General features: G+C 74.2%; 14 protein-coding genes. 4 read left to right on the top strand and 10 right to left on the bottom strand.

Going from position 1 to position 17,439, the window contains the following annotated elements:
• Window positions 1-106 precede the first annotated feature (106 nt).
• A complete protein-coding gene (locus ACFWI4_RS31975; RefSeq protein WP_387203402.1) occupies window positions 107-364 on the bottom strand; it encodes a hypothetical protein in 258 nt (85 codons plus the stop codon).
• Window positions 365-672: 308 nt separating this feature from the next.
• On the opposite strand from ACFWI4_RS31975, the gene ACFWI4_RS31970 reads away from it, so the two are divergent.
• Entirely contained in the window at window positions 673-1,599 is a 927-nt protein-coding gene (locus tag ACFWI4_RS31970; RefSeq protein ID WP_387203399.1) for an SMP-30/gluconolactonase/LRE family protein, read from the top strand.
• Between the two features lie 127 nt (window positions 1,600-1,726).
• Here ACFWI4_RS31970 and ACFWI4_RS31965 read toward each other — a convergent pair whose 3' ends face one another.
• The 6 genes from ACFWI4_RS31965 to ACFWI4_RS31940 form a co-directional block, all read right to left on the bottom strand.
• A complete protein-coding gene (locus tag ACFWI4_RS31965) occupies window positions 1,727-3,127 on the bottom strand; it encodes an MFS transporter (protein WP_387203396.1) in 1,401 nt (466 codons plus the stop codon).
• A gap of 108 nt (window positions 3,128-3,235) precedes the next feature.
• The gene (locus ACFWI4_RS31960; protein WP_387203393.1) at window positions 3,236-4,159 is read right to left on the bottom strand and encodes an RNA polymerase sigma-70 factor; all 924 of its coding nucleotides are present in this window, start codon (window positions 4,157-4,159) and stop codon (window positions 3,236-3,238) included.
• Window positions 4,160-4,212: 53 nt separating this feature from the next.
• Window positions 4,213-4,686, bottom strand: coding sequence for a carboxymuconolactone decarboxylase family protein (locus ACFWI4_RS31955; RefSeq protein WP_387203390.1), 474 nt, complete (start codon window positions 4,684-4,686; stop codon window positions 4,213-4,215).
• 81 nt (window positions 4,687-4,767) lie between these two features.
• A complete protein-coding gene (locus ACFWI4_RS31950) occupies window positions 4,768-5,304 on the bottom strand; it encodes a 2'-5' RNA ligase family protein (protein ID WP_387203387.1) in 537 nt (178 codons plus the stop codon).
• A gap of 116 nt (window positions 5,305-5,420) precedes the next feature.
• The gene (locus ACFWI4_RS31945) at window positions 5,421-6,026 is read right to left on the bottom strand and encodes a hypothetical protein (RefSeq protein WP_387203384.1); all 606 of its coding nucleotides are present in this window, start codon (window positions 6,024-6,026) and stop codon (window positions 5,421-5,423) included.
• Between the two features lie 294 nt (window positions 6,027-6,320).
• On the bottom strand, window positions 6,321-6,998 hold the full coding sequence (locus ACFWI4_RS31940; protein ID WP_387203381.1) for a TOPRIM nucleotidyl transferase/hydrolase domain-containing protein: 678 nt from the start codon (window positions 6,996-6,998) through the stop codon (window positions 6,321-6,323).
• A gap of 163 nt (window positions 6,999-7,161) precedes the next feature.
• On the opposite strand from ACFWI4_RS31940, the gene ACFWI4_RS31935 reads away from it, so the two are divergent.
• The 3 genes from ACFWI4_RS31935 to ACFWI4_RS31925 are packed head-to-tail and all read left to right on the top strand — an operon-like array spanning window position 7,162 to window position 10,489.
• The gene (locus tag ACFWI4_RS31935; RefSeq protein ID WP_387203464.1) at window positions 7,162-8,379 is read left to right on the top strand and encodes a PP2C family protein-serine/threonine phosphatase; all 1,218 of its coding nucleotides are present in this window, start codon (window positions 7,162-7,164) and stop codon (window positions 8,377-8,379) included.
• 53 nt (window positions 8,380-8,432) lie between these two features.
• The gene (locus ACFWI4_RS31930) at window positions 8,433-10,043 is read left to right on the top strand and encodes an ATP-binding protein (RefSeq protein WP_387203378.1); all 1,611 of its coding nucleotides are present in this window, start codon (window positions 8,433-8,435) and stop codon (window positions 10,041-10,043) included.
• Entirely contained in the window at window positions 10,040-10,489 is a 450-nt protein-coding gene (locus ACFWI4_RS31925; protein WP_385393235.1) for a response regulator, read from the top strand. The genes ACFWI4_RS31930 and ACFWI4_RS31925 overlap by 4 nt, the downstream gene beginning before the upstream one ends.
• Here the strand turns inward: ACFWI4_RS31925 and ACFWI4_RS31920 are convergent, their stop codons facing one another.
• Genes ACFWI4_RS31920 through ACFWI4_RS31910 form a run of 3 tightly spaced genes read right to left on the bottom strand, consistent with a single transcriptional unit; the run spans window position 10,490 to window position 17,405 of the window.
• Window positions 10,490-12,565, bottom strand: coding sequence for a hypothetical protein (locus ACFWI4_RS31920; protein WP_387203375.1), 2,076 nt, complete (start codon window positions 12,563-12,565; stop codon window positions 10,490-10,492).
• Window positions 12,562-16,248 carry a DUF5682 family protein gene (locus ACFWI4_RS31915; RefSeq protein ID WP_387203372.1) on the bottom strand — a complete coding sequence of 1,229 codons (3,687 nt, stop codon included), beginning with the start codon at window positions 16,246-16,248 and terminating at the stop codon, window positions 12,562-12,564. Before ACFWI4_RS31915 ends, ACFWI4_RS31920 begins: the two co-directional genes overlap by 4 nt.
• On the bottom strand, window positions 16,245-17,405 hold the full coding sequence (locus tag ACFWI4_RS31910; protein ID WP_387203369.1) for an AAA family ATPase: 1,161 nt from the start codon (window positions 17,403-17,405) through the stop codon (window positions 16,245-16,247). The genes ACFWI4_RS31915 and ACFWI4_RS31910 overlap by 4 nt, the downstream gene beginning before the upstream one ends.
• Between the last annotated feature and the right edge of the window lie 34 nt (window positions 17,406-17,439).

Here is a 17,439-nt window from a genome sequence, read left to right as displayed (position 1 = left end):
GCGGATCTCCCTCGCTCTCGCTGTCGACGACATCCGTTCCTGATGTGGACCGGCCGCGGGCGCCGAACTCATCGCGGCGCCGGGCTGATGTCCCGTCGGGGCCCGGTCAGGAGGCGATCAGGGCGCTCAGCCCGTAGTCCAGCTCCATGCCGTCGACGAGCAGCGCCTCGACGGTGCGCGAACTCGGGTCGATGTCGGCCACGATCCCGTCGCCCGCGTAGCGCGGGTAACCGGTCTCGCCGGTCTCCCCGGTCGCCTCGACGACGGCGGACCGCACCGCGGCGTCCCGCGCGGAGACCATGTCCTTGTGCTCGACGAATTCGGGGACCAGCAGGACGGTGAAACGCTCGGATTCGGTAGTCACGCTCCGGTATTCAAGCGCCTCTTCCGGCACCCGTCGCGCAGGCGCACGGGGGGTGCCCGCCCCCGGCGGTCGGCCGAGCGGGCGACGGCGGTGGGATGCCCGGTGCGACGGGGGAAGGCATCGATCATGCCGCCGACCCGGTGGCCGCCCGGACCACGACGGCGTCCGCTCCTCCCGGCGGCCGCTCGCCGCACCCGGCGGCAGGACTGCCCGTACGGCTCGAAGCCCGGGCGGCGGCAGCCGTTTCCGCAGACGGTCAGGTGCCACGCCGGCCGTCGAGAACAGATGGGCCCCTCGTGAAGCACAGGATGACGGAAGCACGAACGCGCAAGTCCGTACCGGCCGGTGGCCGTGCGGGATGGGCCCGGCGGCTGGCGGCCGTCACGGGGGTCGTCGTGCTCTGCGCACTGCCGACCGGGCCGGCGGGCGCGGCGCAGGAGAACCCGCCCTCACCGGACAGACCCCCGCTGTTCGTGTCGGACTACGGCAACAACCGTGTGGTCAGACTGCCCGGGGCCGGCGAGGGCCCGGCGACGGTTCCCCTCGACGGCGTGGTCCGCCCGACCGGCCTCGCCTGGGACGCGGCCCGCGACCTCTTCGTCTCCGACACCGGCAACAACCGGGTCGTGAAGCTGGAGGCGAGGGGCGGGGCGCAGACCACCGTTCCCACCGTGGGTCTCTCGCGTCCGCTGGGCCTCGCCGTCGACACCCGCGGGACCCTGTACATCGCCGACAGTTTCAACGACAGGGTCGTGAAGGTGCCCTCCGACGGCACCGGGCAGACGACCGTCCCCACCACGGGACTGCTCCATCCGTGGGGTCTGGCCCTGGACGCCCGCGGCGATCTGTACGTCTCGGACTTCGTCAACGACCGGGTGGTGAGGATCGCCGCGGACGGTGGCGGCCAGACCACGGTTCCCACGTCCGGTCTGTCCCAGCCGACCGGGCTCGCCGTGAACGCGGGCGGGGACCTGTACATCTCGGACAGCGGCAACAACCGCGTCGTGAAGGTGTCCGCGCGCGACGGCGGCCAGAGCACGGTGCCCACCACCGGTCTGAACGACCCGCTGGGCCTCGCCCTGGACGGCCGCGGCGGACTCTACGTGGCCGACGGCTTCAACGACCGGGTGGTACGGGTCGCGGAGACGGGCGGCGGCCAGGTCACGCTTCCGGCTCCGGGCCTCGACACCCCGACCGGTCTCGCGTTCCCGCCGGCCGAGAAGCAGCACGGGTGACGCGCAGCGGGTGACGGTCGTGGGGCGGAGGCGGGCAGGGCGCCGCGGGGCCGGGCGCTACGGGGCCGGGCGCTGCGGCGCCGGGGCCTTTGGGGGCGGGGCCTGCGGGGTGGCTCGGCCCCGTCCGTCATGATCCGTCCGGTACGGGGATGTCCACGGGCCCGGGCGGCGAGGTGAGGGCGTCCGGGTTGAGCGTCTGGGTGCCGGTGCCGGTGCCGGGCCCGGGCGGCGGGGTGATTGTGCCGGGCTCGGGCGTCAGGGTGCCCGTGCCGGGCTCGGGCGTCGAGGTGTCGGCGCCGGGCTCCGGGATGGCTCTCCGGCGCAGTTCCGGGGTCTTCGCGCCGACCCAGAGGACCGCGCACAGACAGGCGAGCCCGCCGCTGACCAGGGCGGTCGCTCCCGAGGTCCAGCCGGCCACGACACCGCCGCGCAGATTGCCGAGGTTGGGTCCGGCCTGGCCGACGATCTGCTCGGCCGCCGTGACCCGCCCCAGCAGGGCGTCCGGAGTATGGGTCTGGACGATCGTGCTCCGGGAGATCACCGACACGGAGTCACCGGCCCCGGCGAGGGCCAGGAGCCCGAGCCCCGCCCACGGATCGCGCACCAGACCGAAGGCCGCGAGCGCCGCGCCCCACACCCCGGCCCCGCAGAGCATCGCCGGTCCGGGGCGAGCCAGGCGTGTGATCGTCCCGGACAGAGCGGACGCGAAGACGCCGCCGACGGCGAGCGCGGACAGGAACAGACCGAGCGTGCGCGGACTGCCGCCGAACCGTTCCGCGTTGACCAGCGGGAACAGGCTCAGCGGCATGGAGAGCACGGTGGCGGCCAGGTCGGTGATCAGGGCGCCGCGCACGGCACGGTGCCCGGCGAGGAACCGCAGGCCGTCCAGGACCCCGTGCAGCCCGGTCCGGGACGGCTCACCCTCGGGCGCCAGAGCGGGCAGTCCGAAGGCGCCGTAGAAGGCGAGCCCGAACGAGAGCGCGTCGAGGAGGTAGCAGGGTCCGACACCGGCCCAGCCGAGCAGGATCCCGCCGAGCGCCGGACCGGCGAGCATCGTGGCCTGGAAGGAGACCTGCTGGAGCGCCAGCCCGGCCGCCACCTGGTCCTTCGGCAGGAGCCTCGGCACGAACACGCCGGCCGCGGGTCCGGCGACCGCGCCGCAGCAGGACTGCGCGGCGACCAGGCCGAGCACGCCCGCCACCGGGACACGGCCGGTGAAGCCCTGCACCGCGAGCAGCAACGAGACGGCGGCCTGCCCGACCTGGGCCGACAGGAAGATCCGCCGACGGTCGCTGCGGTCCGCCCAGGAACCCGCGAACAGCCCGAACACCACCAGCGGCAGTGCCTGCGCCAGCCCCACGGCGCCGGTCCAGACCGTGCTGCGGGTCATGTCCCAGACCTGGTACATGACGGTCACCATGGTCATGACGCTGCCCAGCACGGACACGGTCCGGCCGATCAGCAGACGCCGGAAGGCCGGGGACGTACGCAGGGGCCGGACGTCGATCAGGGTTCGGGCGAAGCTCATGAGGGACGGAAGGACGCGCGGCGGTGATTCACGTCACGCAGGGTAATGGGCACCCTTCGCCCGGGGCGAATCGTTTTGAGCCCCGGCCGCCGACCAGGTCGGTCCGCGTCAGTCCGTCCGGCGGCGGGCCCGGCGCACCTCGTGGTGCACGGCCCAGACATCGGCGACCGGGCCCAGATGGCCGAGCTTGTCCGGGTTGAGCACCGAACGGATCGCCTGGATGCGGCCGTCGAGCACGTCGAGGGCCAGCGTGTGCAGGATCCTGCCGTCCGGGGCGCGGAAGACGGCGCCGGGCTGGCCGTTGACCTCGTGCGGCTCGAACGTCACGTCGATCCGGGCCATCACCGGGAAGACGGACGCCAGGAGCCGCGCCACGTTCTCCGCGCCGACGACGGCCCGGGCCAGTTGCGGAGCGTTGCCTCCGCCGTCCCCGACCATCTGCACGTCGGCCGCGAGCAGACTCCGCAGCGCGTCCACGTCGCCGTCCTTCAACGCGTCGAAGAACCGCTCCGCCAGTTCCTGCCGTGCCGCGCGGTCCGCCTCGAACCGCGGCCGGCCCGCCTTCATGTGGCGGCGCGCCCGCACCAGCAACTGCCGGCACGCCGCCTCCGAACGACCCACCGCCGTGGCGATCTCGTCGAACCCGAAGGCGAACACCTCCCGCAGCACGAACACCGACCGCTCCAGCGGACTGAGCCGTTCCAGCAGGAGCAGGGCCGCCATCGACACGGAGTCGGCCAGTTCGGCCGAGCGCTCCGGATCCTCGTACGGATCACTCAGCAGCGGCTCGGGCAGCCACGGACCCGCGTACTGTTCCCGCCGTACGCGCGCCGAGCGCAGGACGTCGATCGACACCCGGGTCACCGTGGCCGACAGAAAGGCCTTGGCCGAGTCGGGCACCGTCGGGGAGCGGTCGAAGCGGAGCCAGGTCTCCTGGACCGCGTCCTCGGCCTCGCTGACGCTGCCCAGGATCCGGTAGGCGATCGAGAACAGCAGCGCCCGCAGCTCCTCGAACTCCTCGGCCTTGTTCACGGCGGATTCCCTTCCCATCGCCCCTGCCCCGTCCCGCCCGGTCGCCGTCCCGTTCAGTGGAACCGTCCCGGCTCGTAGTCGCCGGCCGGCTGCCGGGCGATGATGTTCAGCCGGTTCACCGCGTTCATGAAGGCGACCAGTGTCGCCAGAGCCGTGAGCTGTTCCTCGTCGAAGTGCTTGACGGCGTTCGCCCACACCTCGTCACCGACCCCGTGGGCGGCGTCCGCGACCCGGGTGCCCTCCTCCGCCAGCTCCAGCGCCGCGCGTTCGGCCTCCGTGAAGACCGTGGCCTCCCGCCAGACGGCGACCAGGTTCAGCCGTACCGCGGTCTCCCCGGCGGCCGCGGCCTCCTTGGTGTGCATGTCGACGCAGACGGCGCACCCGTTGATCTGGCTCACCCGCAGCGCCACCAGCTCCCGCGTCGCGGCCGGCAGCGCCGAGTCCGTCAGCAGCTTTCCGGCGGACATCAGGTGCTTGAGGACCCTGCCCGCGGTCGGGTCGGCGAAGTAGTTCAGTCGTGCTTCCATCGTGGACTCCTCGTTCGGTATGGCCTGCACCCCCGAGACGAGACAGCCCGCCCATCTGTGACACGACCCGACAACCGAGGTTCACCGAAGCCCGAACACCGCCCTACGCCGCCACCGCGCTCCGTCGTGGACCATGAGCTCGACCGCCGCCACGCGTGCGACGACGGGAAGCCGTCCCCGGATGTCGGCCTCCGCCTCGTCCAGAACGGCGTCCTCGTGCCCGTGGGCGACGGTCAGATGGGGCACGACGTCGTCGAACTCCCCGCCGAACGGAGGATTCCCGGGCCACCGGCCGACGACGGACTCGGTGAGCGCGCGAAACGGGGCGGCGGGCTCCGGCGCGAGATACAGGATCCCGGGAAACCGCGCGCAGTGCTCGAACCTGGCCTCGAAGCGCTGATGACGCCCGATCACCTCCTCGAGGACGGCCAGGACGGCGCCGTCGATGAGGCTCTCGTGGAGGAAGGGGAAGAGCACCGTGACGTGCGGGGGCATGCCCGCACGGACGGCCGGGTCCAGCCGGTCCCGCCACGCCCGGACAGCGGGTTCCGCCTCCGGGATCCGCACCACCAGACCCGACCGTTCCTCACGCTCTTTCCTGGAGCCGTCGCCTGTCATCGCCCTTGTCTATCCGCCGACAGGGCGGTCCGCGAACGAATTTTGAGGGCCGACGCTCGCACCCACCCTCGTCGCCGTTGCCCTGGCCTTGGCTCTCGCCTCAGCGCATGTCGTCGTCAGGGGCGGAGGCCCGCCTGCCTGAGGGTCAGGCGGGACAGGTCCTCGATGACCTGTCGGTCGCCTCGTCGCCAGGCGTCGGCCAGGCCGCCCGGTGGGGTGGGGATCTCGGTGAGGTCGCGCTGGCGTCCGGTCAGCGCGCGCAGGGCGAGCAGGTCGGCGCCGCCGGGGGCGTCGAGGAGGCGGCGGGTCGTGGCGCTGCGCCGGATCCAGCGCAGTCGCGGCGGCAGCCAGAGCAGCAGGACGAAGGCCACGGAGAGGACGATCAGGGCGATCGTGGCCAGCAGGGCCACACGGCCCACCAGGTTCTCCAGCGACTGTCCGGCGTCGGACAGGCCATTGGCGGCGTCGGCGGCGGACCGGAGCGGCTTCCGTAGCTGGCCGCCGACGAACGGGACCTTCGAGGCCGCGTCACCGGCGTCGTGGAGGCCGCCGGCGAGGCTGTCGCCCGCGTTCCGGGCCTCCTTCCCCGGCTCGGCCAGCAGCATGATCGCGTGATGGACCACCAGGGCGAACTTCACCGCGCACGCGATCAGCAGCAGGGCGATCACATCGGCGACGATCTGACGACCGCGACGCGCTGGGGTCTGGGCGTAGAGGCGCATGGGTGTGCTCCTGTTCCGGCTGTGCCGCTGACCGGGCCGGCCCAGCCGCGGGTAACGGGTTCCCGCAGCTGCTGAGTTGAGTCGAGGAGATGGGCTGCGAGCGAGCGGTGGCGCGCTGTGCCGAGGCCGACGGGGGAGGGGAGAGGAGTACGGGGTCGTACGGGCGGGCGCTGACGGGTTCCGGGGCCATGGTGACATTCCGTCAGTACGACTTCCCGTCTTTCGTGAAGTCGTGCATGGCGTGGTGCGCGGGGGAGAACGGGGCTCGTCGTGGCTACGCGCGTTCCGCCGTGTTCACAGGTCGGCGAGCAGGTCGTCCAGCGGGGCCGGTACGCGGTCGGGGGTGAGGGCCTCGACGAGGACGCGGCCGTAGCGGATCTTGCGGCCCTTCTTCGTACCGAGGAAACGTCTCAACTGCCGGTGCGGGGAGCGGCCGTGCTGCGCGGGCTGGCGGACGAAGGTCCGCAGGGCGCGCAGATCCCCCTCCGCCCGGACGAGTTCCTCCACCCGGGGCACCCCCAGCGCGCGGATGAGCTCGTCCTCCAGATCGGCCGAACAGACGAAGAACCGCTGCCGCCGTGCCCCGTTCACGTCGGGGCTGTCGGGGCTGTCGGGGCTGTCGGGGCTGTCGGGGCTGTCGGGGCCGTCCGGGCCCAAGGCGCGGGCGTAGTAGCCCCGTTCCGCCTCGTCGCACAGTCCCGTGAGCCGCAGCCCCAGGCCGCCCGGCCCGAGGAGACGCGCGAAGCGCCCGACGCTCATGGCCCCGTTCATCGCCAGGACGCAGACTCCCTCGGCCTCCAGGTCCCGCCCGCGGCGTTCGGCGAGCGCCTCGACCGCCGCGAGATCGCTCGGCCCCTCGACCAGGACGACCGTCCGCACGGCGAGCCCCGCGGCCCGCTCGCGCGCGAGGTCACCAGGGCCACCCGCCGCCCAGGCGGTGACCGCCTCCCGGAACGCCGCCATCTCGGTCATACGCCGAGTCTGGGCCCTTTCCCGCCCGCCGAGGTAACGGATTTCCGCCGGTGCGCCGGTGGAGAAGTCCTGTTCGCGTGCGTCGGCACACGCCTGAGTATGCTCGCGGGGTTGTCCGTCATGAAGCGGCGGAATGGTGGCGGGTGTGGGGGTTCATTCGATGATGACGTCGCAGCCCGGGGCTACCGGCGTGGCTTCGCCAGAACTGGACCGCGCCGCGGCCTGGGGGACGGACGAGCCGTCGGTGCTGCTGGTGGAGGACGACCCGGGCGACGCGTTGCTCGTGGAGGAGATGGTCGCCGACAGCGCGCTCGGCATGCGCCTGCGCTGGGTACGCTCGATGGCCGAGGCCTGCGACGTGCTCATCTCCGAGGTTCCGGACTGTGTGCTGCTCGACCTGCACCTTCCGGACGCGCAGGGCCTGGAGGCGGTGTCGCGGGTGCGTGAACGCGCCGAACACGTCGCCGTCGTGGTGCTCACCGGCCTCGCCGAGGAGGGGACCGGGCTGGCGGCCGTGGCGGCCGGCGCCCAGGACTACCTGGTCAAGGGCCGGGTCGAGCCGGAGCTGTTCGGACGGGCGGTCCGCTACGCGATCCAGCGCAAGCAGGCCGAACGCGACGCGGTGGCCCTGCAGGCGAGCCAGATGCAGGCCCAGGAGAACGCCCGTCTGGAACGCGGGCTGCTTCCCCGCCCGCTGCTGCGCGGGGACGGCGTGGAGGTCGTGACCCGGTACCGGCCCGGTCGGGCACACGCCCTGCTCGGCGGGGACTTCTACGACATCGTGCAGAGCGCCGACGGCACCGTGCACGCCCTGATCGGCGACGTCTCCGGGCACGGACCGGACGAGGCCGCGCTCGGGGTGGCGCTACGCATAGCCTGGCGGACCCTCGTGCTCAGTGGTGTCACCGGCGCCGACCAGGTGGGCAGGCTGGAGGAGATCCTGCTGGCCGAGCGGGCCAAGGTGGGGGTCTTCGCCACCCTGGTCGTCCTCAGCATCGGCCCCGGAGGACGGCGGGTCCGGATGGTTCGGGCCGGCCATCACGGCGTGCTGCTGTGCGGGACGGGCGGGGTCGAGTGGGTGGAGGTCGAGGGCGGTCCGGCCCTCGGGATCGTGCCCGGCGGGGCGCGCTGGCCCGTGGCGGACCTCGCCTTCCCGGAGGGCACGGCCATGGTGCTGTTCACCGACGGACTCTTCGAGGGCCGCGTCGGCCGCGGCACGGAGCGGCTGGGCGAGGAAGGACTGCTGGCGGTGGCCCGGGAACTGGCCGACCGCGCGCCGGCCGAGTTCGTCGACGGGCTGATCGGCCGGGCCGAGGCGCTGGCCGAGACCCAGGGCGGCCTCGCCGACGACGTCGCCGTGCTCTATCTGCGCTGGGGCTGACGGCTGTGAAAGACATACGCGACAACGATGACTCCGAGGACGGGACAGGGAACATGACCGGCGGGCGGTGGGCCGGACACCGGCTGACGGTGCAGGGCTGGATCAGACTGGTACTGGCGCTCATGGCGCTGCTGGTGGTGGTCGGCGCCGGGGTCGGCGCCGCGCTGCTCCAGCGGACGGCCTCGGTCACCGACCATCTGCTCCTGGACGTCGAACCGGCGCAGACGGAGGCGTACCGGCTCCAGGCTGCCCTGGTGAACCAGGAGACGGGGATCCGCGGATACGCCATCGCGGCCGACCGCCAGTTCCTCGCCCCCTACGCCCAGGGCCGCGAGGACGAGGCGCACGCCGTCGCCCGGATGCGGACCCTCATCGGCGACCGGCCCGAACTCCTCGAAGGCCTGACGACGGTCGAGAAACGGGCGGCCGACTGGCGGCGCACCTACGCCGAACCCCTCGTCGCCGGCATCACCCCGGGCAAGCCGCACCCCATCGACCCGGCGACCGCCGAACGCGGCAAGAAGTCCTTCGACCGCATCCGCGGCGCCTCGGCCGGACAGATCGCCGCGCTGGCGAAGGCGGTCGAGGACGGCCGCGACCAGCTGGCGTCCTCGCGGACGTTCCGGGACCTCGTGCTCAGCGCCATGGTCGTGGTGTTCCTGCTGACCGGAGTGGTGCTGACGGTCCTCGTCCGGGTCCTGGTGACCCGTCCCCTGGACGACCTGCGGATCGCCACCCGCCGGGTGGCCGGAGGCGACTTCGAGCATGCCATCACCGGTGGCGGACCCGTCGATCTCACCGCCGTGGCACGCGACGTCGAGAACATGCGGCAGCGGATCGTCTCCGAACTCGACTCCTCCCGCGAGCAGCGCGAGATCCTGAGACGGCAGACCGCCGACCTGGACGCGCAGGCCGTCGAACTGCGCCGCTCCAACGCCGAACTCGAACAGTTCGCCTACGTCGCCTCCCACGACCTCCAGGAACCGCTGCGCAAGGTCGCCTCGTTCTGCCAGCTGCTGGAGAAGCGCTACGGCGACCAGCTCGACGACCGCGCGCGCCAGTACATCGACTTCGCCGTCGACGGCGCCAAACGCATGCAGATCCTCATCAACGACCTCCTCACCTTCTCCCGGGTGGGCCGGGTCAACGACGCCCGCCTGCCGGTCGATCTGGACCGGACGCTCGACAAGGCACTGGCCAATCTGGACAGTTCGGTCACCGACAGCGGTGCCCGTGTCGACCGGCCCGCGGAGCTTCCCCAGGTCGTCGGCGACCCGACGCTGGTCACCATGCTCTGGCAGAACCTGCTCGGCAACGCCGTCAAGTTCCGTCACCCCGACCGCCCGCCGCACATCGGCGTCACCTGCGAACGCGACCCGGAGGACTCCGGATCCTGGCGGTTCTGCGTCACCGACAACGGCATCGGGATCCCCGCCGAGTTCGAGGACAAGGTCTTCGTCATCTTCCAGCGGCTGCACAGCCGCGACGCCTACGGTGGTACCGGCATCGGCCTCGCACTGTGCAAGAAGATCGTCGAGTACCACGGCGGCCGCATCTGGATCGACACGGCCTACACCGACGGCACGCGCTTCTGCTTCACCATCCCGTCCGCCGAGACGGCGGACACCCTTCACGACAGCACCGAGGACAAGGCCCTGATATGACAACTCCCGCCGGCACCCCCATCGACGTCCTCCTGGTCGAGGACGACCCGGGCGACGAGCTGATGACCCGGGAGGCGTTCGAGGACAACAAGATCGGCAACACCCTGCACGTGGTGCGGGACGGCGAGGAGGCGCTCGACTTCCTCTACCGGCGGGCGGCCCACGCCGACGCGCCGCGGCCCGACCTGATCCTCCTCGACCTCAACCTGCCCAAGTACGACGGCCGGCAGGTCCTGGAGAAGATCAAGTCGGACCCGGCCCTGTCCCACATCCCGGTCGTGGTCCTCACCACCTCGGCGGCGGAGGAGGACATCCTGCGCAGCTACAAGCTCCACGCCAACGCCTATGTCACCAAGCCCGTCGACCTGGACCAGTTCATCGCGGCCGTCCGCCAGATCGACGACTTCTTCGTCCAGGTGGTGCGTCTGCCCCGGCTGAACGACTGATCAGGAACCGGCGGCCCCCGGCTGCCAGGTGGCCCGCACCAGGGCCCTTTCGACGCCCGCCAGATAGACGGAGGCGGCGAGCCAGGCCCGCGCGTAGCGGTCCGGGTCCGCTTCCCCCGTACGGCCGAAGACGTCCCGGGTGCGCCGGTCGGCCTCCGCGGCCAGAGCGGCCGCCAGCCCGGCGGCGGTGTGGAAGCCGCCGCGCCGCAGGGCGGGCCCGTCCCCGCGCGGATCGCCGTCGCGCGCGGGCTCCGCGACGGCCCTGCGGCCACCCGACACGGCGACCTCCACCAGCCGCCGCAGCCGCCACAGCGGGGCCTGTTCCAGCAGGTCCCGCGCTTCGCCGCTGCCGCTGTCCGGCCGGGGCACGGCGTCGGCGGACACCACGTCCGCCGGGGGGAAGTGCGCGCCCTCCAGCCGGTCGTAGCCCAGATCGGCGTGGCCCCGCCACTCCGCGGGCAGTCGCAGCGTCGCCTCCGTTCCCGGCAGCGGGGCGACGGCGAGCGGGCGGAGCGTGGCGGCGCGGTCGGGGTCCAGGCGCCCGACGACCCGCAGCCGCAGTCCCGGCCGGGACGCGAGGCGGCGGAAGTTGGCCGTGTGGGCGAGGCCGGGGTGCTCGGCGGCCGGGGCAAGCCGTAGCAGGACGCCCTCCGCCTCCGGCCGCCCGGAGGGCAGTTCCCGGGCGATCAACTGGTCCCCGGCCGTCCCGACGAGGACCAGGTCGCAGCCGACGAGCTCGCGTACCGCCTGCTCGGCGCGCTCCGGGTCGGCGTCCGGCGCCACGGAGAGCCGCTCGGCCACGAGATCGGCGAGCGGACGGGCGAAGAGCGCGGCGAGCGGCCCCGACGTCCACGGCACACCGGTCAGCGGTGTCGCCCGCACCCCCTTGCCGGAGCCGAGGCGGCCGTCGGCTGACACCGTCGCGCCGGAGACCAGCAGTCCGCCCCGGGACAGCTGGGCGTGGTCGAGGTTCCCGGAGCCGAGCGCCACGGTGGCGGTGGCCGCCCCTTGCGCGCGAGCCGGTCCGCCGGGCTTGACGTCGGCGACCGAGAACCAGCGGCCGTCCTCCGAGACGACATGGGTGACGACACCGCCGTAGCCGGTGGCGGCGATCACCGGCTCGCTGCACACCCCGTGGACGCGCAGGCTGCCGCCCGGCCGGTAGGCGCGGCGGGCGGTGCCGATCAGCGCCGGCTCCGGCTCCGCCGTGCCCAACAGGGCGGTGGTGAGCAGCAGTTCCCGTATCTGCGCGACGAGGTCGGCCAGCCGGTGGCCGTCCTGACGGGCCCGCGCGCCCCGCAGCCCCCGTACGACCCGCAGCGCGGCCGCCTCTGCGCGGTGCAGCCCGGCGAGCCGGGCGGTGTGCGCGGCCCGCAGCAGCTCGGCCTGGGGGACGGCTCCGGCGGCGGGCACCCCGGCGGCGAGCAACGCCGCTGCCGCCGACCACAGTTGGGACGCGGCGGCCCGCTGCGCGGCGGTGAGCGGAACGGGCTTCTCCTGCTCCGCGACCGCTTCCGAGATCGGCCCCGCGCCGTTCTCGCCGGCGGGCGGCACGGCGGTCGGGACCGCGTCCGGAACGGAGTCCGAAGCGCCGGGCGCTGCCGTGGTCGGCGGCGCCGGAACCGCGCCGGTCGCGGAGGAGTTGAGGGCGGCGTCGGTGGTACTGGCTGAGCCGAGGGTCGCGTCGGCACCCACGTCGGGCCCGGAACCCAGGGCCGGGCCGAGGGCCGTGCCGGCGGCCGACGAAGGCACGCTGTCACTCTCGGCGTCCCCTTCGGCCTCCGCGTCGGCCGGCGGGCAGGAGCCCAGGACGGCGGCCCGGTGCAGGCACCGGGGAGCGAGCAGACAACTGCACACCGCCTGGCCCGCGTCCGTCACGGACCCGGAGGCCCCGGGCGTGAGGACGACCTCCGAGTCCTCACCGCACCGCACGCGCAGGACCGTGCCGTCGGCGACGACGGGCAGGGCCGCGTACGACTCGATCGCCGCGTCCAGTTTCTTGCGGAGCCTGGTGGTCAGACCCTCGACGGCGGAGGCGGCCACATCGGGCGCCACCGGGGGCAGTTCGGTGTTCATCGGACATCTCCGCGGAGACGGTCGCCCACCCAGCGGGCGAGGGCGAGAGGACTGAGCGCGGCCACCGGCATACCGGCCGCGACGAGCTGCTGCGCGACGGGCACCGAGTAGCGGGGGTTGCCGGTGTCGTCCAGGGCGGCGCATCCCATCAGGTGCACCCCGGAACTCGCGAGGGCCCGCACTTCGCCGAGGAGTCCGCCCACCGGGTAGCCCTCCTCGAAGTCGCTCACGACCACCACGAGGGTCCGGCTCGGGACGGTGACCAGGGAACGGGCGTGGCGGAGCCCGGCCGCGATGTGGGTGCCGCCGCCGACCCGTACCTCCAGGAGCAGCGACAGCGGGTCGTCGACCCGGTCCGTCAGGTCGATCACGTTCGTCGAGAACGCGAGGAAGTGCGTGGACAGGGTCGGCACGCCACCGAGGACGGCCGCCGTCAGCGCCGACCAGACGACGGAGGCCTCCATCGACCCGGACACGTCGACCACGAGGATCAGACGCCAGTCCGCCTCCTTGCGCGAACGGGTGCTGAACACCGGCCGTTCCGGCACCACGGTCACGCGTCCGTCGGCGTTCCGGCGCGCGTGCGCGAGGTTGGCCCGAAGGGTGCGGGGCAGGTCGAGCCGTCCGCCGGGCCGTGCGGTGGGGCGGGGTGTCGTGAGCCCGGTGAGGGCCGGCCGCATCCGGGTCGCGAGCTCCTTGGCCAGCTCGTCGACCAGACGGCGTACGAGGGGGCGCAGGCCGGCCAGTTGCTTCTCCGGCATCCCGCCCGCGAGGGACAGCACCGAGGTCAGCAGGTCGACCGACGGGCGGACCGAGGCGGGGTCGAGCTCCGCCAGTACGTCGTTGCGGCCCCGGTCGGCGGCGCGGGCAAGCACCTCCTCGCGGACCTCCTCCCCGAACAGCGCCCGGAGTTCCTCGGCCCAGTCACGGGCCGTCGGGAACGAGGCCTCGCGGCCGCCGCCCCGGCCCGGAGCCGCGCCCTCACGGTCGAGGTCGGATGAGCCCTCGCCCCGGCCGGTGCCGTACAGCTCGTCCAGCGCGTGCGCGTACCGGCGGGCGCCCGGCGGGAGGCTCTCGGTCTCCCGGCCGAGCAGCAGCCGCCAGCGGTCTGCGGGCGTGATGCGGGGAGCGGCGGGCGCCTCCTCGGCCTCCGCGACGGCCCTCGTGGAGGCGTGCGGCGTGGCGGAGAGCGCGGACGCGGGCCGCTCCACCCCGGCGGGGTGCGTGCGCGGCCCCGGCGCGGGGTTCGCGTGGAGGCCCTGGTCCGGCGAGGGCGCGGGGTCCGTCGCTACGGGCAGGCCCAGCGCGTCGAGGGCCGCGCGTCCCGCCGCGTCCGCGGCCGTCCACAGGGCGAGGAGCCGCGGCGAGGCGGTGAGCGACAGGTCGAGACGGTCACCGAGCCGCTCGGTCACGGTGTGCAGGAGCCGGTCGCGGCCCGCGGGAGTGAGCGTGTCGAAGCCGCCGCGCAGGGCGGGCAGCCGGTCGAGGAACCCCTGGTCGGTGAGTGTGTCGACCCGGTTCAGGAGCGGGTCGAGCGCCGTCGGCGCCGACTGGAGCAGCGCGGCCGCGCCACCGAGCAGACCCCCGAGCCGCCGGCTCAGCGCCTGGCGTGCCTCCGGTCCGGTGGCCGTGTCGATCCAGCCCGCCGCACGCGCGCCGAGGCCGGCGGCGTCGTCGAGGTCGAGCAGCACCCGGGCGGCCAGGGCGGCACCCTGGACGAGGGGAGATCCCGTGCGGGCGAGCGTGGCGAGCGCGTCGTCCATCCGCAGCCCGAGGCGGTGATCACCGGCCCGCGAGGCCAGCTCGACGAGCGCCGCCGCGTCCTCGGGCCGGTCGCTGCCCGCGAGGCCGGGCAGGGTGCGGACCGCCGACTCCAGCAGTGCGGTGGCCAGTTCGGCCGCATCCCGCCGGGTGTCAGGGCCGGTGCCGGGGAGATGGCCCCGGCACAGTGCCTCCAACAGGTCGAGCGCGGCGAGGAGTTCGGGCAGGGTGGCCGCGGCGGGCAGGAGTGCGGCGGCGTCGGCGAGCCGCTCCGCCACCAGCTCCGGCAGATCGCAGCGGGCGGCCGCGCCCAGGGCCGTGAGGACCTGCGCGCAGGTGGGACCGCCGTCGGCGGACTCCTGGCGGAAGGTCTCGCGCAGGGTGCCCTCGGCGGCGAGGGCCGCGGTCACCCCTCGTATCCCCGCCAGGTCCAGCCGTACGGGGACGGCAGGCGTCCACGCCACCCGCCACCGGGTGGTCAGGGCGGCCCCGTCGCCCGTGCCGGTCACGGCCACGGTCTCCCCGTAGCCGGCGCCGCACACGGCCAGGCGCTGGAGCAGTACCTCGCGGCGGCCGTCGAGAGCGGAGCGGAGCGGGTCCAGCCTTACCTCGCGCGTCGCGGGGTCGTCCGGCCCCGGCAGGCGCAGCGCGGTGGCCTCCGCCTCCACGCTCGGGCCCAGCCCGGAGCGCGGTGTGCCCGGCGCGATCCGGCCCCGGTGGGTGCCGACCATGACCACTTCGAGGGCCCGGGCGAGGGCCCGGCCGCGGCCCAGCGGTTCGCCCTGGCCCATCACGCTGGTCAGCGCCTCGACGACCTCGCTCCGTCCCGGTGCCGCGAGTCCGCGCACCCGCGCGAGGTCGCCCGCCATCCGCAGGGTCTCGGCCGCCTCGCCGGTCCCGGCCGCGTGCCCGGCCGAACGGAGCTCCCGGCACACATCGGTGACCGCCCGCGCGGCCGCGTCCCGTACCCGCTCGGGGTCGCCCCCGGCCAGGAACACGGCCTGCTGCCAGCGCGGGTCCCGGATGCCCGCGGGGTACCCGGAACGGGAGTCCAGCAGATCGAAGGCGTACGGGACGAGGGAGGTGACGACCTGGGGGTTCCCGGCGCCGACGCCGCGGGGACCGGCCGCCGCCACCGTGGCGATCACACCCGCACCCGTACCCCCGCCCGTATCCGGCGCGAGACCGGGAGCCGGGGCCGGGGCCGTCAGTGCCGGGGCGTGGAACGCGCCGACGACGGCCGCGACCCGGCGCCCGTCCGCCGAGGCCCCGGCGATCGTCTCGCGCATATGGGCCTCACGGGCGAGATCCAGCGCCGGTACGCCGCCCGAGGCCTCCGCGTCGCCGCGCAGCGCCCAGCCGACCCCGAGCGCGGCCCGGCGGATCGCCTCGGTGGTGGAACCTGGGGCGAGGACCTCCACGCACCGGTCCCACAGATCGTCACCGTCACGACCGGTCCCCGAAGCGGCCAGCGCGCTCCCGAACGAGACGGACGCGGCCACGGGTGCCTCCTCGGCCACCGCGGTCCGCGTGTCACCCGACGGGACGGCCCCGGCCTCGGCCCACCGCGGATCGGACATCGGCAGATCGCAGCACACCACGTCCGCTCCGCGCTCCCGCGCCCAGCGGACCGCGGCCAGCTCCGGGGAGAAGTCAGCGAACGGGTAGAAGCCGAGCCGGCCGTTCGCACCCGCTCCGGCGAGCGCGACCGGCGCCAGCGTGCCCGGGGCGGCCAGATGGGGCAGCCACGCCTGGAAGTCGGCGGGCAGCTCCACGCACACGACCTGCGCGCCGCAGGCGTCGAGCAGGGCGGGCACCGCCGCCGCGAGCGCCGGACTGTGGTGCCGTACGCCCAGCAGGTACGGCGCCACGGAACCGGCGAGGGCGGTGACGGCCGCCCGTGGATCCTGGGTGTACGTCACCGGAGGTTCTCCCGCAGGTCCCAGAGCCTGCGCCACAGCGCGGAACCGTCCTCGGCGCGGCGGCGCACCGGGCCGTCCCAGTAGCCGAGCAGACGCGCGTGGTCGGCGGGGTCGTCCTTGCGGACCACGCCCAGCAGGTGGCCGGGGACCAGGTCGAGGGAGTCGGCGCCCGGGAGGTAGGCGGCGGCCACGCCGAGGGAGACCGCGACCTGCACCGCCTCGGCGGTGGACATGACCGTGCCGGGCCGTTCCACGTCCCAGCCCTCGGCGGACCGGCCGGCCCTGAGGTCGCGGAAGACGGTGACCAGCACGTCGAGGACCGCGTCGTCGACACCGAAGGCGGCTCCCGCCCGCTCGACGGCCGCGACGGCCTGACGCCGGACGAGGGCGGTCTCGGCGTCGACGTCGGCGATCGGGTGCACGGTCTCGAAGTTGAAGCGGCGCTTGAGCGCGGCGGACATCTCGGAGACACCGCGGTCGCGCAGGTTGGCCGTGGCGATGACGGTGAAGCCGGGGGCGGCAGCGACCTGGGCGTCGTCCGTGCCGGCGAGTTCGGGCACGCTCATCCGCCGGTCGGACAGGATCGACACCAGCGCGTCCTGCACCTCGGGCAGACAGCGGGTGATCTCCTCGACGCGGGCCACCCGGCCGCCCCGCATGGCGGCGAGCACGGGGGAGTCGACCAGAGCGGTCGGTGTCGGCCCCTGGGCGAGCAGCAGGGCGTAGTTCCAGCCGTAGCGCAGGGCGTCCTCGGTGGTGCCCGCGGTGCCCTGGACGGTCAGCGCGCTGGTGCCGCAGACGGCGGCGGACAGCAGCTCGGAGAGCATCGACTTGGCGGTGCCCGGCTCGCCGACCAGCAGCAGACCGCGCTCTCCGGCGAGGGTGACGACACACCGTTCCACCAGGGCGCGTTCGCCGACGAACTTGGGAGCGATCACCAGCCGGTCCGGCAGCGTGTCGTGGTGCGCTTCGAGCGTGAGGGGCTCGCCGCCGCTGCCGCAGACGAAGGTGATCACCGCCCGGGGTGTCAGCCGCCAGCCGGGCGGGCGCGGGCCCGTGTCGTGGGCGGCGAGGAAGGCGAGTTCGGTGGCGTGGCGCTCCTCGGCGGGCAGGGTCTGCCGTGCCGGAGGAGCCGTCGCCGTGTCGGTCGCAGGCATGCGTGTTCCTTGTTCGGTAGGTGCTTGTGTCGTC

Source organism: Streptomyces sp. NPDC127038 (assembly GCF_042725875.1).
Lineage (GTDB): Bacteria > Actinomycetota > Actinomycetes > Streptomycetales > Streptomycetaceae > Streptomyces.
This window is presented reverse-complemented; position numbering and strand designations above follow the sequence as displayed.